Below are 20,394 nucleotides of genomic sequence, written 5' to 3'. Positions count from 1 at the left end.
AATCCAGAAGACGTACGCGCTGACTGTCCTGTTCAATTTGAATGTTCCGCTCAGAAGCACCAAGACGGGTGGTAGTGAGAACCAAACGGTCCACAACCACTTCGATAGTGTGCTTCTTCTGCTTATCAAGCTCAGTTTGTTCTGCCTCTTCCAGGTCCATGAGGATGCCGTTCACGCGGACGCGTGGATAACCAGCCTTACGAATCTGCAAGAAGACCTGCTTATGCTCACCCTTGCGATCCCTAATCATAGGGGCAAGAACCATAATTTTGTCATCGGAAAACTCCTGCAAGACATTGTCCACCATTTGGCTGGCAGACATCTTGGAAACAGGGCGGCCACAAATGTGACAATGCACTTCCCCTACGCGGGCAAACATGAGACGCATGTAGTCGTAAATCTCGGTAACAGTACCCACGGTTGAACGTGGGTTACGGGCAGCTGATTTTTGGTCAATGGAAATAGCAGGAGAAAGGCCTTCAATGTAGTCCACATCTGGCTTTTCCATCATGCCCAAAAACTGCCGAGCGTACGCAGAAAGCGACTCAACATAGCGGCGCTGACCCTCGGCATAGAGGGTATCGAACGCCAATGACGATTTACCTGAACCTGAAAGGCCAGTAATGACAACCAATTGGTCTCGCGGAATAGACAGCGAGATGTTTTTCAGGTTGTGCTCGCGAGCACCACTGATCTTAATTTCGTTCATGCAGTATGATATGCGGGTGAAACCGGGCAAAACCCGAACAAATACAAGACGCTCCCCACGGTACCACAGGTTCAGCGCTTTGGCAAGAACTAAGGTATGACTGGCAAAGAAAAGAGAGCCTCGGAAGGCTCTCATGAAACGTTCATGCAATAAGATGTTGGGTTAATTTGGCGATTGGTACTCGTCATTTTTCACCCACCCACCATAAATTGCCTGAATGTCTTCTGCAACGTCTTTGACAGGCCGGCCCACAACCCCTAGGAGCACATGCCACTCATAGAGACTGAAGTGGTCGGACCGCCAATGCCAGTCTCCCACCACGCCATATTTAGCGTATGAGCAGTGCATCATGGCAGTACGCCTGGGATGCCAATCCATAAGGATAATTCCCTCTTCACTGACTGTGCAGTAATTAGGCAAAACATGTGTTGCATGCTCTAAAAGATCCATTTGTAACCCCCTACCTGGTTCGCGCCTTACTCACTCAAAGATATCGGGATGATCCGGAAGCCAGTCTGGCTTATCCATGAATAAGAAAGATATGCGTGACTCACCCCAATCACCATAGATACCCCTGATGTCTTCTGCCACATCAGCTACGTTACGGCCTTCGGTGACAGCCTTCTTTAGCCTTTCGTACTTTTCCCAGAACTCGGGTGCTGCCAGACATTCATCGTCATCGCTATCCCCGTAGTGAACATGTAATCCTGCCAGACATCGGTTGTGCGGCGCTTCAATGATGATATCCGCAGCGTTAACCCTGCAAATCCTACGGAGCTGCTCTACAGCATGCTCAACAATTGTCATGGTGCACCTCTTGGTAGCACTGTTGTACGCCCTATAGGCTACCCCGTCAACAGAGGTTACTAGCACCGCACTTGAAAACCGCTATAGTGGTAGGGATACAGACTTAACCTTCCACTATGGCGGCAGAACAGGCAGACACGATTGTAGGGGCTCAAGTTGAATTAAAGGGCTCCCTAAAGAACCACGGGTCCATCCATATCCACGGTTTTGTAACCGGTGATATTCACTCCGACGCAGCAGTCATCATTGGCGAAACAGCAGTGGTCACCGGTCCCGTTTCCGCCAAAGTTGTTGAGGTTGGTGGCCAAGTCCACGGCTCTATTACTGCAGAAGAGCACATTGAGCTCCACCCCAAGAGCCTCGTGAAGGGCGACCTTACTACCAAGCGCCTTTCCATCAAGGCGGGGGCCACATTTATTGGCAAGTCTTCCATGCCTACGCCCCATGGTGACAACGACGAAATCGAAAAGAAGAAGCCTCGCCTCGAAGTAGAGTAATATGTACTATTACATCTTCGAACCGCCGCAAGGTCCGAAGGAATACGAGCGGACTGCCCAGATTAAGGATTTCTTAAGCCAGCTCGGCATTGCTGGTGAAATGGCCGCGCCCCAACCTGGGCGCACGGCTGAGGATTTGGTGAACGTTGCCGTTTCCAAGCGCTACTCTACGGTAGTGACTGTAGGCGGCATGGATCTCATCAACCGCGTGGCCCGTGCCTTGCTTCCCTACGACGCCGTATTGGGCATCATCCCCCTGAATGATGACCCCGACATTGCCAACCTGGTGGGCACGAGCGATTGGAAGACCGCCGCCGAGCAGCTCAAGCGCCGCCGCTGGCAGCACACACAGCTAGGGATGATGAACGGCAGCATTTGCTTCCTGACGCCTGCCAGCATTACCGTTCCCTCTGGTTCAGAGTTCCATGTCAGCGCAAACACTTTTGAATTCAGTTCCAAAGGCCCTGCCAGCATCCGGATCGCCCCGCTCCGTCACAATGAATCCCCAGAAGCGGGGTTGGTGCTGGATATTTCCCAGCAGCAGAAGGCAAAAACCAGCCTTTTCAAGATGTTTTCCTCCAAAGAGCCTGCTCCTCAGGAAAGCCACTTTGTTGTTTCCACCCTCAGCCTTACTACAACCCAGTCCTGCCCAGTAGTGGTGGCGGGAGAGACCCTGACAGGCACACCTGTTTCCTGTGCTACAGAGTCAAAAGGCATCCGGCTCATCATCGGAAAAGGGTCAGCAGGCTAAACCCGTTGACGCTCTAATTGCAATCTGGTACTGTAATTGCTGACTTATCGGCCAATCTTTTTCGTATTAGCACCGCCCCTCTTCCTGTAAACCATGCGATCCGCGCCAGCCGCGTCTACCTCATTGACGAAACTGGCACGCCCGTAGGAGATACAGATGTGCCTTCAGCCCTTAAACGCGCTGAAGAACTGAACCTTGATCTGGTCCTTGTTGCTCCCCAGGCTAACCCACCGGTGGCCAAAATCCTCGACTACGGTAAGTTTAAGTACGAGGAAGACCGTAAGGAGCGCAAAAACCGTGCCAAGAAGAGCCAGGAAATCAAAGAGATTCGCCTGAGCTACAACACTGGCCCTGGTGACCTGGAGACAAAGCTCCGCCAAGCGAAGCGTTTTCTCGAGGAAGGACACAGAATCAAACTTCGCCTCAAGTTAGTTGGGCGCGAAATGGCATTCAAAGAGAAGGGCATTGAAGAGCTAGGAAAATTCCGCGACTTACTCGATATGGAGTATGAGCAGATCCCAGCCCGTCAAGGAAAACAATTTACCGTGCTCCTCAAGGAAAAGAAGAAGGAAAAGAACAGCGATGAAGCTTAAGACACACAAAACAACCGCCAAACGGCTACGCGTGACTGGTAGCGGAAAAATCGTTGTTCCAACAACGGCTGCTTCCCACCTTCGCCACAACAAAAGCAAGCGTCAGCTTGCCTACGCCAAAGGCTACAAAGTACTTGCCGTCGGAATGGCCAAGCGCTTTAAGAAATTGGTCCCGTACCTGTAATCAAGTTCTCAAAGGAATTTAGCCATGCCACGAGTAAAGCGAGGAATTAACACCCACAAGCGTCACGCCAATCTTCTTGAGCGTGCCAAGGGTTTTCGCAACGGACGTCGCACGCTTGTAAAGCGTGCCACTGAAGCCCTTCTAAAAGCGGGTCAGTTTGCGTACCGCGACCGCCGCACAAAGAAGCGCGATATGCGCCGCGGTTGGATTGTCCGCATCAATGCAGCAGTCCGCCCACACGGGATCTCTTACAGCCAGTTTATGAACAAGCTGAAAGAGCAAAACATCGACATTAACCGCAAGGTTTTGTCAGAGATGGCCCTGACCGATGAAAAAGGTCTCGAAAGCCTGGTAAAACAGGTAGTGAGCGCCAAGTAGTTGAGAAAAAGACTCCCTCCGGGGAGTCTTTTTTGTATAAGAAGAGCCCGGTCGTAGTGAACCGGGCTGGGTTGGGAAGACCATGCAGGTCTGTTGGGAGTCGTAACCGACACATCGACTTGGGTTCGTCATGTACCCGCGTCTCCTACGCCACCAGGATAGCATATCCCTGCCAAAGAAAAAGCCCGGCAGTACCGGGCAAGGGAAGGATTGAGGTATAAGGCCCGCAGAGCGGTCGATTTCTCGTTGGGCCCCTGTTTGAGTTGGCCAGATGAAGGCTCCTGGTTACCGTTAGGATAGCATGTTCCGCTCTCTTCGCAAGAGATGGATGGCATACAGCCCCAATCCGGTGACAATAAGAATATCCGCCAGGTTTGTCACCACAAAGTAGAGGGGGATGTAGTCTATCGCCTGCCCATAGAGCAGCTCCGTCGCCCAGTTGCTCACCGTCCCACCAAGAACAAGCCCCAAGGACCAGTGAGGGCGCCAGCGGACCAGCGCCACAATAAGCACGATGGCCACCGCAGCTTGCAGCAAGGGGTGGATATCCACAAAAGGCCCTCCCTCCCCTTTTTGCCACCCACCCTGGAAGGCCAGGTAGGCAACCGCCTGGTCAATAAGGAGGCTACCGAGGGCGAGTACGTACATACGAGAAAGCTAGGATAAGTAGTACCAAAAGTGAGACCCACTGGCTGACGTGGAGCAGTCCAAAAACGCCTTCATCGCGCCAGGTGTCAATCACAAGGCGTCCGGCAAAATAGCCCAGGGCGGCAAGCCAGACCGCCCGCATTCCCTCCATCCTGCGCAAAAAGAACCATAACGCAAAGCAGAGCAGCGACTCAAAAAGCTGGATTGGCACCCTGCCATAAAAAGCCTGCCAAACCTGGGACGGCACACCGTATGAATCGCCCATGTAGTAATTGCCGATGCGGCCAATGGCCCAACCAAGCAACGCAGCCAAGGTAGCTGCGCGCGCCCATTCCACCCACTGCCCCGCAGTAAACCGCCGCCCGCTATACCAAGCAACAAGTGCACCCCCTACTATCCCCCAAAAAGAGACAAGTCCGCCCTGCCACACCGCAAAGAGCTGGCTCATTTCCACCCACTCACTACGGTAGGTGAGCAAGTATCCAAAACGTGCACAAAAAAGCCCGGCAATAAAAATGATCACACCCTTTTCCACCCCTTCCACAAACCGGAATAGGCCGGCACGGGCCACCTGCCTGCCAAACCAGAGCGCGGCAACCACGGCCCCCAAGGCAAACATCACCCCGTGCGGGGTAATGGGTCCTACTCGAGTGAGGGCAAGGACAGGGTGTGGATCTAAAATAGTCATGCTATAATCCTACCGTATTTCCTAACGTCCCTGCATGGATCAAACACCGGGCGAGCATCCAACTCCTTCCCACCAGAACAACCCGGTCCATCACCACAAGCCTGTGCACCATCAGGAGCATAGCGATGTGTGGCGTTTTGGCGCAGAACTCATTCGCACCGCCCTGGCGGTGGTTGTACTGGCATATGTCATCCGCCTTTTCATCCTCCAACCGTTCGTGGTTGAAGGGTCTTCCATGTACCCTCGGTTCCAAACCAATGACTTTCTCATTGTAGACAAGCTTTCGTACCGTATTGGACAACCGGAACGTGGCGACATTATTGTCTTCAAGTACCCTTACGACCTGGAGACCAATTACGTTAAACGGGTCATTGGCCTGCCGGGCGACACGGTAAAAATTGAAGATGGCAAGGTGACCGTCATTAATGATGAGAACCCAACGGGCATCACCCTGGACGAACAGTATGTAAGCAGTGGCAATACCACCACCCTACCTGCTGCCAGCGCCAAGAACGAGTTCACCGTTCCAGAGGGCAACTACTTTGTCCTCGGTGACAACCGCCGGGCATCAAGCGACTCTCGCGAATGGGGCTTCCTACCTAAGGAAGACGTCATTGGCCGGGTGTTTGTCCAAGCCTACCCGTTTGACCGGGCATCATGGGTAAACCATGCACGGTACGACGACGGGACACAAAGCGAAGACTAAAGAAAAAGCCGCCAACTAAGGCGGCTTTTGTAAATGCGTTGCTTGCGGCTCGCGAGCCACACATAACCGGAAATCACCCACCAGGCGGATAAGGGGGTACCAATCACCGCCCTGAAACGCCCGGAAAACGGGGTGATACCGTTCCTGCTCTTCCAGAATGTCGATGCGCCACGTATCCCCGCTAAACGATTGCGCGCGGGCATTGGCTTCCTCAACGGAGAGCGGCTCACGGGCATCTGGCGGGTGGCCAAAGACGTCCTGTGCAGACCCTAGGGTGAGAAAAAAGACATATCTCACGCCAGGGGGCCAATGCTCTTCCAGCCAAGCCAGAGCTTCTGGGAGGAGGGCACCTCCTTCCTGTACCATGTCGGCAGTCAATGGTTTCCCATCAACCGTAAACGTTGTGGTGTATTTGAAACCAAAAACTGACACTATTCACCTCTCGTGTAATGCGAGGTTGTTATAGCACAAAAAAGGGAGCCTGTCGACTCCCTAATCCTTGTCTTCCACTTCCTCACCCCTGGCATTTGACCGCTTCACCCAGATCTTAATAGGGGTTGGCCCCAGGTTGAAGTAGTCCCGGAGAGCGTTCTCCACATAGCGCCGCGTGGAGAAGTGCGGCAGCTGCATTCCATGGGTATGGATGTGGAAAACCGGAGGCTTGCTGTGTTCAAAGGTAATTTTGCGCAGGTTGTTCAGGCGAGGCATGGTACGCAGCTGTTTAGTCAGCGCATTCAACTCATCCTGGTCAATTTCCTTGCTCCACGCCACGTAGGCGTTGTTCACCAGGCGCCCAATGACATCTACATAGAGCCCGGTTTGAGCGGATAGGAAGAGAACCTGTGCCCAGTTAACGAAAGAAAGCTTGTAACGAAGCTCATCCAGGAATTTTTCTTGAGCCAGCTCATCTTCTTCCGTACCGGCAATGATGCTCTTCTTGGCCAGGATAAGGTCCCACTTGTTAACCAGGAGAACCAGTGGCTTTCCGGCGTTAAGGAGGCGCTCAATAACCTGAGTGTCTTGGTGGACAAGACCCTCTGGGGCATCGATTAGCAAGAGGGTGACATCGGCTGCATCGATGGCATCGTACGAGCGGAGTACGCTCCAGCCCTCAATAGAGCGGTCAATTTTGCCACGGCGGCGGATACCGGCAGTATCTACGATGCGCACGGTCTTCCAGCGGGTAAAGATGTTTTGGAACAGGTTCTCCGCAGGGATGATGGTATCCACAGAATCGCGGGTTGTGCCGGCTTCCGGGCTGACCACTGAGCGCTCTTCACCCACCAGGGAGTTGAGAAGGGTAGATTTCCCTACGTTTGGACGTCCAGTAATTGCAATCTTGATCTCGCGGTCGTCGTCTTCCACTAATTCCGCGGTCCCTTCTTCAGGGAGCACCGCAATAAGGGCTTTGAGGAGGTTTTCCGTGCCACGGTCGTGCATGGCAGAAATAGGACAAACCGGGTCAAAACCAAATTCAGCAAATTCCAGCTGGGTAATCTCGTGCTTTTCGTGGTCACACTTGTTTGCGGCCACCACCACAGGCTTACCCAGACGGCGAAGAAGTTCCGCAATAATACGGTCGGTACCAGTAGCACCCTCAATACTGTCTACCACCCAGAGAACCACATCAGAGGTATCCAAGGCTGCCTGGACCTGGCGTTGCATACCCTCACGGATCTCGTTCTTTTCATTAAGGGCAGGTTCCAGACCAGCCATGTCCACCACAACAAAAGAGTGGCCCTCCCAGGTGATGGTCCGCTCAAGGCGGTCACGGGTAGTGCCAGCAATATCTGCAACCACCGCAAAGCGGGCGCCTAGCAGCCGGTTGAAGAGCGTAGATTTTCCCACATTTGGCCGGCCAACAAGCGCGACACGAGGAATTCTCTGATTCATATCCAATGGATCATATCAGATTTAGCTTGAAGAAAGAAGATACTTAGAGCATTCTGCATTAGTACCCCTATGTATTACGATCCCCAACACTTCGTACACGAGCAGTTACCGAACGGTATAGACTTCTACACGCACACGCATGCCAGCTCTGTGTGCTTTATGGATATCTTCATTCCCGTAGGTAGCGCGCATGCCACAGCGCACGGCCCCGTCCCCCCGGGCAGCCCTCATTTTTTGGAGCATGCGCTCTTTCTCCAGAGTAAAAACCATGCCGAGGCCCATAGTTTTGACTTGGACTTGGCCTTGCGTGGCTGTGAGCGGACAGGGACTACTTACGCTTTCATGACAAGGTATGGCATGGCTTGTCCATTAAGTGAGCTGACGTTTGCCAGCAATGCCTTGTTTGAAACGGTGTACGAACCCCTCTTTTCTGAAGAATGCCTAGCACCTGAGCGTGGCGTGGTACAAAACGAGCGTGACCGAGAGAAAAAGTACTTCCCTGGCCGCAATCGCATCCACCAGTATGTGAACACAGAATTCCGCCATTCCAGCTGGGTAACTTTGCAGCAGATTTTTGGCACCAACGCAGACCTTAAACAGTACACGCCCGAAAAGCTGGCTGAACTGCACCAGCTCTTTAATTTCCACAGCGGGACAAAGGTGGTTGCAGTGGGCAAGAGTGACTTTAGCGAGCTTAAAAAGCTGATCGGGAGCATCCGCACGCACCGCACCAACTTCCCACAACACTTCACCCCCTCCCACTGGGTTGACCCGGCCTTCCGCTACGTTGAGTTGGAAGGGGTAAAACACCCAACCTACATCTCCAGCTGGATGCGCCCAGCCCTGCCAAACGACGAGTTTGTAGCGCTCATGTTCCTCCTCAAATACCTGGTTAACCATGTGCATGGGCCGCTCTACGACGAGTTCCGCAAGCGCAAAGGATGGACCTATGGCATTAGTCATTTTTGCGATGCCTCTGACGTGGAGACTATCTATGGCTTTGACCTCATGCTCCAGGACAAAGAACAGATCGAGGAAGTGCGCAAAACCCTTATTCCTCTCGCCCGTAAAAGCATGGAGGACCAAGAGCGTGTAGAGCGTGAACTCCGTCGGCGCCTCGCTTTTGAGGCTTTCAGCTATCAGACTTCTGACGATATTATTTCGGGCGCCCGGTCCGATGTGCTCTCAGGTGACCCCATCCGCACCTATGCTTCTTGGAAAAAGTCACTTGGCCGCTTAAAAGACCCCGAGTGGCGCATCCGCCAGTTTGAAACCCTCTTCAGCGAGGATTCATTTGGCGACCTGGCCCTCATGCCAAAGGAATGACCGTAACTGTCGTCCCCGTCCTCCGTCTCCGGCGTGCCACAACCGGCTGGTCATACAAAGTCCCCCCTAACGTCAAAGTACAGGCGGGGAGTTTAGTAATTATCCCCTTCCGCGGCAGACCGAACCTAGGCGTTGTCTGGCAAATTGAAGAGGATGCCAAGGCCACGGAATCCCTTTTCGAAGTCCTGACAAGCACACCGCTTGTCCGGCAGCCACACCGCCGCCTCATTGAGTGGCTTTCGGAAGAGGGCATCTGCTCCCTGTCTACCGCCCTCTACGTTTGGCTTCCCGCCGCATTGCGGGGATTTCCCCTCACCAAACCTGTCCGCGCCGCTTTGGCTGAGTGGGACAGGAAACAACCCTACCCTCAAAAGGGGGCGGGAATTAAACAGCATGCGATCCTGGTTCCCAGCAAACGGGAGGAGGCTGAACAATCGCTCGCCAAGAAGTACGCGGAGATATTCCGCAGCACTTTTTCCGATTCCACGCCGGCCCAAGAATGGACAACCTGGTTGTCCATTGCACACGGTGAAACCCATGTGGCCACCGGCCGGGAGCGGGTTCTTTTTGCCCCCTGGGTCAACCTACGCCACATAACAGTGGTTGAACCTGAGGATATTTCGTACCATACCGGCCAAACACCCTACCTTAACCTGACTGATGCTGCCCATGTCTTAGCGGAAGCAAGTCACGCCGAGGAGACGTTTCGCTCCAACCTACCCCTGCCCGCCGCACAACTTTTCTGGCCATCTGCCAGCAGCACAACAAGCACTGCCCCATCCGCAGAAATTACCGACCTTGGTCATGACCGCATCATTAATGAGCGGCTTATTGGGTACATTTCCGACGCTCTCGCCAAAAACCAGCATTCGCTCCTCCTCTACAACGCCCACGACCGTTTTAAAACGGAGGAAGACGGTACTCGCTCGGTTATACCGGGGATTGAAACCCTGACCCGCCAGCTCGTTGGTGCCCTTGGCCTGCCGTCGCTCCCGCCCACCATCCACCTAGGGACGCGCGCCATGCTCACTTCGCTTCCCCATCCAGTAGGCCTAGCGGCCATTATTAGTATTGACCCCCTCCTGCACCAGGTAAGCCTGGCAGATCAGGCCCATGGCTGGGGAGATGTCGGCCGCCTCATGCAAACAGGGGCACCCCTGCTGATCCAAACCCGAGAGCCTGGACATCCGCTTGTCCAAGCCGTTGCCAACAACACCTTTGCGGAGTACTGCGTGCGCACAATAGAAGATGCACGCAAGGCGGGACTCCCTCCCTTTGTCGAGCAAGTTGTCTGCGCAGTGCCACACGATGCAGAAGCCGACCCAACGCCTCCGGAGCTCATGGAAACCCTGCAGAAAGCAAAGAGTGGCTTATGGGAAATTAGCTACCCCCGGCAAACCTCACGCAGAGGCAAGCCCCTCTTAATCATCACGCTTACCGCCCCTCAAGGCACCCGGCTTCCACTAGCCTTGCGCAAGGAACTGGCCGCTCTGCCCCGGCCATGGAAAGTGGAACGCGGGCCTTGGTACGCAATATAGTCATTTTCTGGTAGGATACCCTCGAATATCTTCCCCATTCCATGATTCTTCCCGTCTACGTCGAACCGCAGGAAATCCTCCGGACATCGGCAGAAATCATCCCCGAAGTAACTCCTGAGCTCCGTGAGCTCGCTTTTTCCATGCGCGAAACCATGCACAATGCCCACGGCATCGGCCTGGCAGCACCGCAGGTGGGACGCAGCATCAACATGTTCATTGCAGAATACGTGGACGATGAAGAGCCAGCAGACGGCATTCCTTTTACCGCCATGATCAACCCCCAGATACTCTGGCGGAGCACACTCAAGAGTGTGATTGAAGAGGGCTGCCTCTCCATCCCTGGCGTCTATGGCAATGTGAAGCGGCCACGCAAGGTCACGGTCAAGTTTACCGACCTGGAAGGCAAACAAAAGGAAATTACCGCCGACCACCTTTTTGCGCGGGTTATTCAACACGAAATAGACCACCTTAAGGGCGTGCTCTTCACTGATTACGTAAACCCGGACAAGCGGGTTTTCCGCGAACCACCTCCATACCCACAGGCATGATGACACCTAAAAACGACATCCCGTTTGTCTTTTTTGGCTCACCTCCCATTGGACCTATTGCGCTCCGTGTCCTTGAGCAAAACAAGTACATGCCAGCCGCAATTGTGACAGACACCAAACTCACCACGGATGAGCAGGTGGCTATTGTAGAAGAAAACAAAGCCGGTTTTATCCTGGTTGTAGGATATGGCGCCATCCTCAAGCAGGGCCTTTTGGATTCCGTGGCGGGCCAGGCACTGAACATCCATCCCTCCATGCTTCCGCTTTACCGCGGCCCTGCACCTGTTGTCCAAGCAATTTTGGACGGAGTAAAGGAAACAGGTGTCAGCCTCATGCAGATTGACTCCAAAATGGACCATGGCGATATTGTCGCGCAAGAAAGCCACCTACTGCACGGTAAAGAAACGCCCGACGAACTGTACGAGCTGCTTACCCAAAAAGGGGCGCGCCTTTTCTTGGAGAATATCGACGCATACCTGAATGAAGAGATAGACCTCATCCCCCAGTTTGATTTTGAAGCCACCTTCACCAAGTTCATCACCAAAGAAGACGGGCACATCAACCTTAACGACGATCCTCAGACAAACGAGCGGAAGATCCGTGCTTACCAAGGATGGCCTGGTGCCTGGCTTACGTGTGAGGGAAAGCGCCTCATCATCCACAGTGCGCACCTTGCAGAAGACAAGCTCTGGCTAGACGAGGTACAGCCAGAAAGCAGTAAGCGCATGAGTTTCGCCGCTTTTGCTGCCGGAAAGCGGATGAAACCTGAAGAATTGTACGAAAAGTTGCGCTAGGATTCCCAAACGCATTCTTTGGCGTATAGTAGAAGCATCCTAGATTACGGAGGCACCATACCAACGTATGAAGCAGAACACTCAGAACTAATTCCTTTCGCGCGCAACACTCGGCAGGCACCCGCCTGTCACACAACTCTTCACCATAGGCGCCTTTCAGCAGGGCGCCTTCTTCTTTGGCACGTTTTTGCGCCCAGACTAGACACTCCCTAGCTAATCTGGTAAGGTAGCAAAGACTCGTTTCCGAGAACTCACTCAATTCATTCATTCCAAATCATGCTTGCGATTCGCCTGACGCGCACTGGAAAAATCCACGACCCACACTACCGTATTGTGGTACAAGAAAAGCGCTCAAAGCTTAATGGTAAATACATTGACCTTTTGGGCCACTACCACCCAGCCCAAGCTGACAAGCAGCTGGTGGTGAATAAAGAGAAGACAGAGGAATGGCTCGCCAAAGGCGCCCAGCCATCCGACACCGTCACCAACCTCTTGGTCAAAGCCGGTATTTTCGACAAGAGCCGCCGTCTCAGCAATTTCTACACACCTACCAAGAAGGAAGAAGTAGTTGCAGAAGCGCCTGCTGTTGAAGTAGCTGAAGAAGCCGCGGTCGAAGAGCCAGCAGCTGAACTAGTAGAGGAGACTCCTGCAGAGGAAACTCCCGCTGAAGAGGTAGTCGCAGAGCCAGAGGCTGCTCCTGAAGAAGCAGTCGCCACGGAAGAGCCTGCTACCGAAGAAGAGGCGCAAGCCTAAGACACAACCCCCGGAACCGGGGGTTTTTCTTTTCTATTGCACTGAGCCACCAAGACTCCCTATACTAGAGCCATAATTGGTAAGAACGGTTCCCATGGCGGACAAACAATTTGATCAGGAATTTGTCGAATTTATTGTGAAGTCCATTGTCGACCACGCGGACGACGTGCAAACAGAACGTGTCGTAGATGAGATGGGCACGCTCATTTCCCTCCATGTCAAAGCGGAGGACATGGCGACTATCATCGGAAAAGAAGGACGGACCGCAAAAGCTTTGCGCACAATCCTTCGGGTGCTTGGTGCTCGCCACAATGAGCGCATTAACCTGAAGATCATTGAGCCAGAAGGTGGGCGCGGCTTCTTCCCTGCAGAAGAAGGTGAGGCGCCATTGGCTCCTGCCACCGCCAAAACCACTGCAAAAAGCAGTGCCATGGCCGATGCCCTTAAGGACATTCCGCAAGACGAAATTGCCTAGCGCAAGCAAAAGCCGCCCGAAAGGGCGGCTTTTTTAGTTGCCAATCTGGAAAACTATCCCTTCCGTCATTGACAGGGTAGCAAGTAAATGCTATAAACTATCGGTATTTGAACGGCCTCGGCCGTTGACAACTTGAAGGATATTATGAGCACCGGAACCGAACTTTCACGCGATACCCACCCCGCCCTTGCAGCTCTGGAGCCTCAAGACCTTACCAGGGTCAACGAGCTTCGCGAACTGCACGACGTCTCCCCCCTCATGCTGGCTCGAGTCATCGGGACCGGAAAGAGCATGGGCGACGTGACGACGGCCCTCAACGTTTTCGAACACCGCGGCGACAAGCCTTCGGAAGGGTCACTCCTTCTCATGGCCAGTCTCTCTCAGCAGATGGGCATCCCGGAGCGCTTTATTGAACTCCCGGACGGCTATACGCTCTTCCACGGTCAGTTGCGCCCAATCGCAGAAGTGCAGGCAGAAGAGGAAGCCACGGCAATTGCCAAGGCAACCGGCGCCGCCGCACCCACCGCGACCCCGACGGGTTATACCACCACGGAAAACACCGACAACAGCGAGCTCATTCTTCAGGACCTCCTGGAGACGGTTCAAGACCGCATTCTTGACATCGACGAGGCCACCGAGAAGCTTCACCGCTTCCTCACCGCTCATTACCCCGGCCGCATTCCGCACGCCTGGTACCTGAGCAACAGGGACACCAAGGCTTTCATGTTGGAATTCTGCACCTTTACGGGCATACCCGTCGAGGAAGAGGAGGAAGAGCTGGAAGTGGAGGAGCCCGTCGGCGAATCCGACGAGCATGACGAAGGCGACGATGAGTAATACGTTAGCAACAACTACGACTACCCTCGCCGACCTTGTCGGCGCCCTTCGAAGCTTAGGGGTCCCCCCTGAGCTTGCGAAGGATTTTCCAACCCTTGAGGAAACTCGCAGCGTCCTAAACAGGACCCGCGGCACTATGAGCCTTTTCTATCATCCTGATAAGTTGGATCGGCCTGCCGACTCTGACCGGCGGATGAGCGAGGTTAATGCTGCCTTTGACCTGTTGGACAAAGCAGACGATGACGCACTTATGAACGCCCGGGCGCAGTACATCACAATGTACGGCGTCCCGAGCAGCCAGCTTGTGTCAGTCCTCAGTACTACCGCTGAAGAGCGGGACATTGCGCGAAAGGAGAATGAGCGGCTTGCTGCTCAACTCCAAGAGCTACATGCGGAGCGAGGGACAATCCGGGAAGAAATTACCCGTGAACGTCTCAAGCAAGAGGTAGCGCGAATTCGCATTCTCGCTCCTCTCCCCCCTCGGGAAAATGTGAAGTATGTCGTGGATAGAGACCGCACGGCCGAGTTTGATATCAACTCCGTGTACAACTCAACCATCGGCGGACTCCCCATCTACTTTGAAGAGGATTCCGGACTGGATAAGCCCAACACCCTTCTGACCTACCTGCGCGTAACTGCGGAAGGGAAGGTGCACGCCCTGTTCGATAAGCACAAGCTACGCGAACGGCCGTCCTCAGAATGGATTGCGCAACGCATGGACTATCTCAAGAAATGCAGCGCCGTCATGGAGAGGCTTCCGCTTGGAGATGGCTGCATTGCCGATGAAGCTAACCTTGGTACGTTTCACATACACATTGGTCAACTTCTCGGATTTTGCAGCCGGTTCCGCGCAATGGAGAACCTGGTGAACACGGAAGGCATCGCCGATCCCCCCCTCACCCGCTTCTCAGACATGTTCGGCATAGACAAGCGTCCTGCCCACGAGTCTTTTGTTGAAGCGCCAATTCCCGCTGCGTCCTTCGCACGGTGGTACAACGAGGCCCTGGTGAGAAGTATCTTTCTTCCGAAACCGGAAAATAACCTTCTCACCCTGCCCCTCAGAAAGGGGGAGGAAAAGGATCTCGTTGGACTTGTTTGCCTTCACGAGGAGCAAGTTAGCACAGACAGTGGAGACACCCTCTCCGTTTCTGTGATCCCTATCGGAAACTGGAAATGAGCATGCAAACGCAAGAACGCCTCGGCGCCATCCTCGACCTGCACGAGTACGATCCCGTGCTCGGCATCTCCATCAGCACGTGCCATACCCTGGATACGCTGGCTGCTACGGCAGCTCGCGCCCAGGACGTGGCGGCGGTCACCTACCTGTGCATCGGTGCACTTTGTCCCCTGGACTCAGCGCACCCTAAGGTTGCCTCGAAGGACTCCTGTGCCGACGAGCTGTTGCGCCAACATTTGGCCAACCAAATCGGCTTGAAGGAGACGGAGTTGAGCGAGATCCTTGCTCACAGGCTGGGTACCCCCGCCACCTACACGGTGCTAGGCGCCATCCTCTTCACGTGCGCTGGCTTCTCTCCCAAGATTGCCATCATGTGGGATGGACCCACTCCCAATTACCCCTTCTTGGTCGTCAACGACCAAGTCATCGACCTGCACGGGCTAGCCCTCGGCAATGCCGCCGACTACCTGCAACAGGACGCCTTCATCCCCTTCAACCAGGGATAAGGCTCATCTCCCACCCCAACCGGGGTGGGAGTTTTTTAATACCCCCTCTTCTGCTATAACTAACCCGATGCGCTTCGATATTCTCACCCTCTTCCCGGACATGTTTGCAGGCACACTTGGTGCCTCTATTTTAAAACGTGCCCAGGAAGCGGGTCATTTGGAAGTACACCTTCATGACATCCGCGCCGTAGCCACTGACAACCACAAGACCGTCGACGACACCCCGTACGGCGGCGGGGCCGGCATGGTGCTTAAAGTAGATGTCGTTGCAGCTGCATTAGAAAAGGTTGAGGCCGAACTTGGCCATATTCCTGCTGAAAAGCGCAAAAAAGTGATGCTCTGCGCCCAAGGCAAGCGCTTCACCCAGCCTATTGCCCGCCAAATTGCAGAGGATTATGACCAAATCACCCTTCTCTGTGGCCACTACGAAGGCTTTGACGAGCGTATCCGCGGCATGGTGGATGCAGAGCTTTCCATCGGCGACTTTGTCCTGACCGGCGGCGAGCTACCCGCCATGATGGTAGTGGACGCCGTGGCCCGGCTCATCCCACAGGTCATCCGTGAGGAATCGCCTGAAGAAGAGAGCTTTAGTTTGATGGACTCGGACGGCACACCGCTCTTGGAATACCCGCAATACACCCGCCCGCTGGAGTTTAACGGCGAGAAGGTGCCAGACATCCTTTTGTCAGGAAACCATGCCGAAATTGCCAAGTGGCGCCTTGCAGAGGCTCGTGAGCGGACGCGGCGCCGCAAGGAGGACACACGTGAAGCCCTTTGAGCTTAAGGCCCCCTTTGAGCCAACAGGTGACCAGCCAACTGCTATCAAGTCCCTTGTTACCGGTCTCAAGGAAGGGGCCAACGAACAAGTTCTTTTGGGTGTAACTGGTTCGGGTAAAACCTTTACCATCGCCAATATCATCCAGGAAGTGCAGCGCCCTACTTTGGTAATGGCACACAACAAGACCTTGGCCGCCCAGCTCTTCGCAGAGTTCCGGGAGTTTTTCCCCAATAATTCGGTCCAATACTTTGTTTCCTACTACGATTACTATCAGCCGGAAGCCTATATCCCCCGTTCTGACACATTTATTGAGAAGGAAGCGGACATCAACCAGGAAATTGAGAAGTTCCGCCACGCCTCAACCCATGCACTCCTCACACGGCGGGATGTCATTATCGTGGCATCGGTTTCCTGTATTTACGGCCTAGGGTCGCCTGATTTGTACCGCGCAGGCAGCGTAAAAGTACAGAAAGGTGAACGTATCTCCCAAACTGCGCTGGCCCGCCGCCTCTCAGATGTCCAATTTGAACGCAACGACGTGGAAGTTCGCCGCGGCAAGTTCAGCATTAAGGGCGACACGCTGACCATCTTCCCTAGTTATGACGATTTCCAGATCCGCATCACCCAGTTTGGTGATGAAGTAGAGGAAATCGCCCTACTCGACCCCGTTACCATGGAAGTCTCTGAGAAAGTAGAGTCTGTGGATATCTTCCCAGCCAAGCACTACCTAACCGATGAGACAAACCGCATGGGCATTGTGGAGGAAATCCGCAATGACATGGAAAAAGAAGTGGCCGCCCTCCAGGCACACGGCAAGATTGTAGAAGCCCAACGCCTCCAGCAGCGCACTACCTATGACCTGGAAATGATCACGGAGACCGGTACCGTGCAGGGCATTGAGAACTATTCCCGATACTTTGACCGCCGCACACCCGGTAGTCCCCCTTCCGTTCTTTTGGACTACTTCCCAGATGACTTCCTCCTTGTGGTAGATGAATCCCACATTACCATCCCCCAGATTGGCGGAATGTACCGTGGCGACCAAGCGCGCAAGCAGACGCTGGTAGACTACGGCTTCCGCCTAAACGCCGCTAAAGACAACCGCCCACTGACCTTTGAAGAGTTCCAGGGACGGCACGGCCAAACCATTTTCGTGTCCGCCACTCCTTCCCAGTTTGAACTGGAGAAAGCCCGTGCGGAAGAACAGCGTATCCGCCTAGACAAGAACGTCACCCTCCCCCTTATCGCCCAGCAGCTTATCCGCCCTACCGGTATTCTGGACCCCGAAATTGAAGTCCGTCCCGTTGAGGGCCAGATTACTAACCTCCTTGAGGAGATTAAGATTCGCGTTGAACGGAAAGAGCGCACCCTGGTCACCACTCTTACCAAGCGCATGGCAGAAGACGTCACCGAGTACTTCTTGGACAAGGGCATTAAGGTGCAATACCTACACTCCGATGTAGAGACGCTGGAACGGTCTCAGATCCTCCAAGACCTGCGCCTTGGTATTTATGATGTCCTTGTAGGCATCAACCTGCTCCGTGAAGGCCTGGATCTTCCAGAGGTAAGCTTGGTAGCTATTTTGGATGCCGACAAAGAAGGGTTCCTTCGCTCCGAGACCTCACTTGTCCAAACCATTGGGCGTGCTGCCCGGCACCCAGACGGCAAAGTGTACATGTATGCCGACCGCATTACCGGCTCTATGGAACGTGCCATTAACGAGACCAACCGCCGCCGTGGCGTGCAGCAGGAGTACAACACTAAGCATGGCATTGTGCCAGTACTCATGATGAAGCCAATCAATGTTGCCCTTCCTACCGATGCCGTCCTGAGCGTGGAAGAAGACAAAGCCCAGTACACCAAAATGAACTCCCGCGAGCGTGCCTACCGCCTGGAAGAACTGCGCGAACAGATGCGACAGGCTGCCCTTGCCCTGGAGTTTGAGAAGGCCGCCGAGCTCCGTGACCATATGAAGGCATTGCAGGACGCTGCCTAGTCCTTGAGGAGGAAGCTTCTTTTGTGCTAGGGTTTGAGTTCATCACCCGGAGGTGACGAACATTTGCAAAGAGTGATTGCTATTATTCCCGCTGGTCCCGCGGGCGCGGGAAAAGACACACTTATGGAGCGGCTAAAAGCACGGTTCGCAGAGGACGCACAGCTTCCTCGGCTCTACCCTGCATGCACCGCCACCACACGACCGCCTCGCTCCTCAGACCCACCAGGTAAGTACCTTAATGTCAGCCCGCAAGAGTTCGACGCAAAGTTTGAACGCGGCGAACTCCTCGAACGGAACTTGGTACACGGGTACTTGTACGGCAAGGTGCGGGAGAGTTTTGACACCCTGCCAGACGGACATCTTATCCTGACGGACTTGGACTACCAGGGCATAGGAGACTCCCTCCCCAAGCTCCTGACCGCAGAGAGAACGGTACGGATCCCCTATTTGTTCATTGATGAAGAAACCCTCATCAAAAGGGTGCACTTCCGCTGTGAACGAGACGGTGACCCGGTGAACCAAGAAGACTTGGAAGAGAGACTCGTCTCACTTCGCAAAGAGAACGCCTGGGCCGACATCATGCATAAAGACTACCCCTCAGAAGTCTTCCATGTCATCGACGCCCGACTAACGGCTGACGAAGTGGGTAAAGTAGCGGAGGCATATTGTCTCGCTAACCTACGGACCTAACCGCATTTCGCCACGGGCCCAAGCCACTCGCTTGGGCCTTCTTTTTGCCCATCGCCCTCCCCGCCTGCAAAATGCTGATTATCAGATTAGAAAAGGTTTACAATCTGAGATTTTCCGCTAAAGTATAACAGTATCCGTAACTCTACACCTATGGAACCACTGCAGCAGCCCGAAGGTGAGTTTCACCACTTTCAGCTCGTGAACCAAAACGGTGAAGTGCCACTAAGCATTTCGCTTCTTGTCCACGTCAACCGCGCAGCAGCATTCGGTTCCCCGGCGGATCTCCCGCCACTTAGCACAGACGACGTCATTGCTTTGCATGACGCGCTTCGTAAGTTCGACGGTAATTTCATTAAAGCGTTTCAGAAAAAGTAACAATGACTGCCCAATCCGCTACCCCAACTATCACGGCCAAACGCCGTGAAGAACTCGGTCGCAAGGTCAAAGGGCTTCGTAAAGAAGGCCTTCTTCCTGCAGTTATGTACGGACATAACAAGAAAAGCATCTCCCTTGCTTTCGACCAGAAAGAGTTCACCAAGCTCTACCACGAGGCTGGAACATCAACGCTCATTGCCCTCAAGGTAGATAACGACCCTGCCGTTAAGGTCCTTATTCACGACATTGAGGTAGACCCGCTCCGCCGTACCATTCAGCATGCTGACTTGTACATCGTGAACCTCAAGGAAAAGCTTCGTACAGAAATTACCCTTACCCTAGTAGGTACTTCTGACGCAGTGGAAATCCTTGGCGGCACCCTTATCGCTGTTAAGGACTTCGTTGAAGTTGAATGTCTTCCAGAAGACCTTGTCTCAGAAATTGAAGTGGATATTTCCATCCTCAAGACGTTTGAAGACACCCTCACCGTTGCAGACCTTAAGGCACCTGCCGGCATTGTCATCCTTGATGAGCCGGAGCAGACTGTCGTTTCCGTCACAGAGCCACGCTCTGAAGAAGAAATGGCCGCCCTTGATGAAGTTGACGCCGGTGAAGTTACCACCGAGTTTGGCACCGAAGAAGGTGTGAAGGAAGCTGAGCCAGAAGATGGCGACAAGAAGGCTGAATAATCCTTTGTAAGCACAAGAAAACCCGGTCCTAGTGGCCGGGTTTTTGTGTAATAAGAAA

General features: G+C 53.8%; 27 protein-coding genes. 20 read left to right on the top strand and 7 right to left on the bottom strand.

Annotated features, from left to right (window positions below; translation table 11 throughout):
* From VLA04_00475 to VLA04_00465, 3 genes are all read right to left on the bottom strand, one after another.
* Nucleotides 1-709 (bottom strand): excinuclease ABC subunit UvrA (locus tag VLA04_00475; GenBank protein HSI20175.1); only part of this gene is annotated, 709 nt, incomplete at its 3' end.
* 162 nt (nucleotides 710-871) lie between these two features.
* Nucleotides 872-1,159, bottom strand: coding sequence for a hypothetical protein (locus VLA04_00470; GenBank protein ID HSI20174.1), 288 nt, complete (start codon nucleotides 1,157-1,159; stop codon nucleotides 872-874).
* A gap of 30 nt (nucleotides 1,160-1,189) precedes the next feature.
* The gene (locus tag VLA04_00465; protein HSI20173.1) at nucleotides 1,190-1,516 is read right to left on the bottom strand and encodes a hypothetical protein; all 327 of its coding nucleotides are present in this window, start codon (nucleotides 1,514-1,516) and stop codon (nucleotides 1,190-1,192) included.
* 116 nt (nucleotides 1,517-1,632) lie between these two features.
* Between VLA04_00465 and VLA04_00460 the strand changes: the two genes are divergently transcribed.
* Genes VLA04_00460 through rplT form a run of 5 tightly spaced genes read left to right on the top strand, consistent with a single transcriptional unit; the run spans nucleotide 1,633 to nucleotide 3,919 of the window.
* Entirely contained in the window at nucleotides 1,633-2,013 is a 381-nt protein-coding gene (locus tag VLA04_00460) for a polymer-forming cytoskeletal protein (GenBank protein ID HSI20172.1), read from the top strand.
* A 1-nt stretch (nucleotide 2,014) separates the two neighbouring features.
* Nucleotides 2,015-2,764 carry a diacylglycerol kinase family protein gene (locus VLA04_00455; GenBank protein ID HSI20171.1) on the top strand — a complete coding sequence of 250 codons (750 nt, stop codon included), beginning with the start codon at nucleotides 2,015-2,017 and terminating at the stop codon, nucleotides 2,762-2,764.
* Nucleotides 2,765-2,781: 17 nt separating this feature from the next.
* Nucleotides 2,782-3,357 (top strand): translation initiation factor IF-3, encoded by a 576-nt coding sequence (infC, locus tag VLA04_00450; protein HSI20170.1) that lies wholly within the window; start codon nucleotides 2,782-2,784, stop codon nucleotides 3,355-3,357.
* Nucleotides 3,347-3,541, top strand: a complete 195-nt coding sequence (locus VLA04_00445) for a bL35 family ribosomal protein (protein ID HSI20169.1) — start codon at nucleotides 3,347-3,349, stop codon at nucleotides 3,539-3,541. The genes infC and VLA04_00445 overlap by 11 nt, the downstream gene beginning before the upstream one ends.
* 24 nt (nucleotides 3,542-3,565) lie before the next feature.
* The gene (gene rplT / locus VLA04_00440) at nucleotides 3,566-3,919 is read left to right on the top strand and encodes a 50S ribosomal protein L20 (protein HSI20168.1); all 354 of its coding nucleotides are present in this window, start codon (nucleotides 3,566-3,568) and stop codon (nucleotides 3,917-3,919) included.
* Nucleotides 3,920-4,210: 291 nt separating this feature from the next.
* Here the strand turns inward: rplT and VLA04_00435 are convergent, their stop codons facing one another.
* Both VLA04_00435 and VLA04_00430 read right to left on the bottom strand, forming a co-directional pair.
* Nucleotides 4,211-4,567 (bottom strand): signal peptidase II, encoded by a 357-nt coding sequence (locus tag VLA04_00435; protein HSI20167.1) that lies wholly within the window; start codon nucleotides 4,565-4,567, stop codon nucleotides 4,211-4,213.
* Nucleotides 4,545-5,255: a prolipoprotein diacylglyceryl transferase family protein gene (locus VLA04_00430; protein HSI20166.1), complete on the bottom strand. Its 711-nt coding sequence runs from the start codon at nucleotides 5,253-5,255 to the stop codon at nucleotides 4,545-4,547. The genes VLA04_00435 and VLA04_00430 overlap by 23 nt, the downstream gene beginning before the upstream one ends.
* A 34-nt stretch (nucleotides 5,256-5,289) precedes the next feature.
* Here VLA04_00430 and lepB point away from each other — a divergent pair, with 34 nt between their 5' ends.
* Entirely contained in the window at nucleotides 5,290-5,961 is a 672-nt protein-coding gene (gene lepB, locus VLA04_00425) for a signal peptidase I (GenBank protein HSI20165.1), read from the top strand.
* Between the two features lie 15 nt (nucleotides 5,962-5,976).
* On the opposite strand, the gene VLA04_00420 is transcribed toward lepB, so the two are convergent.
* Nucleotides 5,977-6,393: a hypothetical protein gene (locus tag VLA04_00420; GenBank protein ID HSI20164.1), complete on the bottom strand. Its 417-nt coding sequence runs from the start codon at nucleotides 6,391-6,393 to the stop codon at nucleotides 5,977-5,979.
* A gap of 60 nt (nucleotides 6,394-6,453) precedes the next feature.
* On the bottom strand, nucleotides 6,454-7,854 hold the full coding sequence (gene der, locus VLA04_00415) for a ribosome biogenesis GTPase Der (protein ID HSI20163.1): 1,401 nt from the start codon (nucleotides 7,852-7,854) through the stop codon (nucleotides 6,454-6,456).
* 69 nt (nucleotides 7,855-7,923) lie between these two features.
* Here der and VLA04_00410 point away from each other — a divergent pair, with 69 nt between their 5' ends.
* From VLA04_00410 to VLA04_00345, 14 genes are all read left to right on the top strand, one after another.
* The gene (locus tag VLA04_00410) at nucleotides 7,924-9,180 is read left to right on the top strand and encodes an insulinase family protein (protein ID HSI20162.1); all 1,257 of its coding nucleotides are present in this window, start codon (nucleotides 7,924-7,926) and stop codon (nucleotides 9,178-9,180) included.
* Complete coding sequence (locus VLA04_00405; GenBank protein ID HSI20161.1) at nucleotides 9,177-10,718, top strand: hypothetical protein; 1,542 nt, start codon at nucleotides 9,177-9,179, stop codon at nucleotides 10,716-10,718. The genes VLA04_00410 and VLA04_00405 overlap by 4 nt, the downstream gene beginning before the upstream one ends.
* 41 nt (nucleotides 10,719-10,759) lie before the next feature.
* Nucleotides 10,760-11,266 (top strand): peptide deformylase, encoded by a 507-nt coding sequence (gene def, locus VLA04_00400; GenBank protein HSI20160.1) that lies wholly within the window; start codon nucleotides 10,760-10,762, stop codon nucleotides 11,264-11,266.
* A complete protein-coding gene (locus tag VLA04_00395; GenBank protein HSI20159.1) occupies nucleotides 11,263-12,060 on the top strand; it encodes a methionyl-tRNA formyltransferase in 798 nt (265 codons plus the stop codon). Before def ends, VLA04_00395 begins: the two co-directional genes overlap by 4 nt.
* Before the next feature lie 276 nt (nucleotides 12,061-12,336).
* Nucleotides 12,337-12,813 (top strand): 30S ribosomal protein S16, encoded by a 477-nt coding sequence (gene rpsP, locus VLA04_00390; protein HSI20158.1) that lies wholly within the window; start codon nucleotides 12,337-12,339, stop codon nucleotides 12,811-12,813.
* 94 nt (nucleotides 12,814-12,907) lie between these two features.
* Complete coding sequence (locus VLA04_00385; GenBank protein HSI20157.1) at nucleotides 12,908-13,288, top strand: KH domain-containing protein; 381 nt, start codon at nucleotides 12,908-12,910, stop codon at nucleotides 13,286-13,288.
* Nucleotides 13,289-13,432: 144 nt separating this feature from the next.
* Nucleotides 13,433-14,125: a hypothetical protein gene (locus VLA04_00380; GenBank protein HSI20156.1), complete on the top strand. Its 693-nt coding sequence runs from the start codon at nucleotides 13,433-13,435 to the stop codon at nucleotides 14,123-14,125.
* A complete protein-coding gene (locus VLA04_00375; protein HSI20155.1) occupies nucleotides 14,118-15,302 on the top strand; it encodes a hypothetical protein in 1,185 nt (394 codons plus the stop codon). Before VLA04_00380 ends, VLA04_00375 begins: the two co-directional genes overlap by 8 nt.
* A gap of 2 nt (nucleotides 15,303-15,304) precedes the next feature.
* Entirely contained in the window at nucleotides 15,305-15,808 is a 504-nt protein-coding gene (locus VLA04_00370; protein ID HSI20154.1) for a hypothetical protein, read from the top strand.
* Between the two features lie 67 nt (nucleotides 15,809-15,875).
* Nucleotides 15,876-16,586 (top strand): tRNA (guanosine(37)-N1)-methyltransferase TrmD, encoded by a 711-nt coding sequence (trmD, locus tag VLA04_00365; GenBank protein ID HSI20153.1) that lies wholly within the window; start codon nucleotides 15,876-15,878, stop codon nucleotides 16,584-16,586.
* A complete protein-coding gene (gene uvrB / locus VLA04_00360) occupies nucleotides 16,573-18,582 on the top strand; it encodes an excinuclease ABC subunit UvrB (GenBank protein HSI20152.1) in 2,010 nt (669 codons plus the stop codon). Before trmD ends, uvrB begins: the two co-directional genes overlap by 14 nt.
* Nucleotides 18,583-18,654: 72 nt before the next feature.
* A complete protein-coding gene (locus VLA04_00355; GenBank protein HSI20151.1) occupies nucleotides 18,655-19,272 on the top strand; it encodes a hypothetical protein in 618 nt (205 codons plus the stop codon).
* 150 nt (nucleotides 19,273-19,422) lie between these two features.
* Entirely contained in the window at nucleotides 19,423-19,647 is a 225-nt protein-coding gene (locus VLA04_00350) for a hypothetical protein (protein HSI20150.1), read from the top strand.
* Nucleotides 19,648-19,649: 2 nt separating this feature from the next.
* Nucleotides 19,650-20,336: a 50S ribosomal protein L25 gene (locus VLA04_00345; protein ID HSI20149.1), complete on the top strand. Its 687-nt coding sequence runs from the start codon at nucleotides 19,650-19,652 to the stop codon at nucleotides 20,334-20,336.
* Nucleotides 20,337-20,394 lie beyond the last annotated feature (58 nt).

It is taken from the genome of Verrucomicrobiia bacterium, from assembly GCA_035460805.1.
Lineage (GTDB): Bacteria > Patescibacteriota > UBA1384 > CAILIB01 > CAILIB01 > DATHWI01.
This window is presented reverse-complemented; position numbering and strand designations above follow the sequence as displayed.

Bases quoted from the DNA above. Each gene is read 5' to 3' on its own strand.
- VLA04_00395 (HSI20159.1), top strand. From the start codon at position 11,263: ATGATGACACCTAAAAACGACATCCCGTTTGTCTTTTTTGGCTCACCT.
- VLA04_00465 (HSI20173.1), bottom strand. From the start codon at position 1,516: ATGACAATTGTTGAGCATGCTGTAGAGCAGCTCCGTAGGATTTGCAGG.
- lepB (HSI20165.1), top strand. From the start codon at position 5,290: ATGGATCAAACACCGGGCGAGCATCCAACTCCTTCCCACCAGAACAAC.
- VLA04_00460 (HSI20172.1), top strand. From the start codon at position 1,633: ATGGCGGCAGAACAGGCAGACACGATTGTAGGGGCTCAAGTTGAATTA.
- VLA04_00345 (HSI20149.1), top strand. From the start codon at position 19,650: ATGACTGCCCAATCCGCTACCCCAACTATCACGGCCAAACGCCGTGAA.
- VLA04_00430 (HSI20166.1), bottom strand. From the start codon at position 5,255: ATGACTATTTTAGATCCACACCCTGTCCTTGCCCTCACTCGAGTAGGA.
- VLA04_00370 (HSI20154.1), top strand. From the start codon at position 15,305: ATGCAAACGCAAGAACGCCTCGGCGCCATCCTCGACCTGCACGAGTAC.
- VLA04_00380 (HSI20156.1), top strand. From the start codon at position 13,433: ATGAGCACCGGAACCGAACTTTCACGCGATACCCACCCCGCCCTTGCA.
- VLA04_00385 (HSI20157.1), top strand. From the start codon at position 12,908: ATGGCGGACAAACAATTTGATCAGGAATTTGTCGAATTTATTGTGAAG.
- VLA04_00405 (HSI20161.1), top strand. From the start codon at position 9,177: ATGACCGTAACTGTCGTCCCCGTCCTCCGTCTCCGGCGTGCCACAACC.
- VLA04_00455 (HSI20171.1), top strand. From the start codon at position 2,015: ATGTACTATTACATCTTCGAACCGCCGCAAGGTCCGAAGGAATACGAG.
- VLA04_00435 (HSI20167.1), bottom strand. From the start codon at position 4,567: ATGTACGTACTCGCCCTCGGTAGCCTCCTTATTGACCAGGCGGTTGCC.
- VLA04_00470 (HSI20174.1), bottom strand. From the start codon at position 1,159: ATGGATCTTTTAGAGCATGCAACACATGTTTTGCCTAATTACTGCACA.
- trmD (HSI20153.1), top strand. From the start codon at position 15,876: ATGCGCTTCGATATTCTCACCCTCTTCCCGGACATGTTTGCAGGCACA.
- VLA04_00350 (HSI20150.1), top strand. From the start codon at position 19,423: ATGGAACCACTGCAGCAGCCCGAAGGTGAGTTTCACCACTTTCAGCTC.
- der (HSI20163.1), bottom strand. From the start codon at position 7,854: ATGAATCAGAGAATTCCTCGTGTCGCGCTTGTTGGCCGGCCAAATGTG.
- def (HSI20160.1), top strand. From the start codon at position 10,760: ATGATTCTTCCCGTCTACGTCGAACCGCAGGAAATCCTCCGGACATCG.
- VLA04_00445 (HSI20169.1), top strand. From the start codon at position 3,347: ATGAAGCTTAAGACACACAAAACAACCGCCAAACGGCTACGCGTGACT.
- VLA04_00375 (HSI20155.1), top strand. From the start codon at position 14,118: ATGAGTAATACGTTAGCAACAACTACGACTACCCTCGCCGACCTTGTC.
- VLA04_00410 (HSI20162.1), top strand. From the start codon at position 7,924: ATGTATTACGATCCCCAACACTTCGTACACGAGCAGTTACCGAACGGT.
- rpsP (HSI20158.1), top strand. From the start codon at position 12,337: ATGCTTGCGATTCGCCTGACGCGCACTGGAAAAATCCACGACCCACAC.
- rplT (HSI20168.1), top strand. From the start codon at position 3,566: ATGCCACGAGTAAAGCGAGGAATTAACACCCACAAGCGTCACGCCAAT.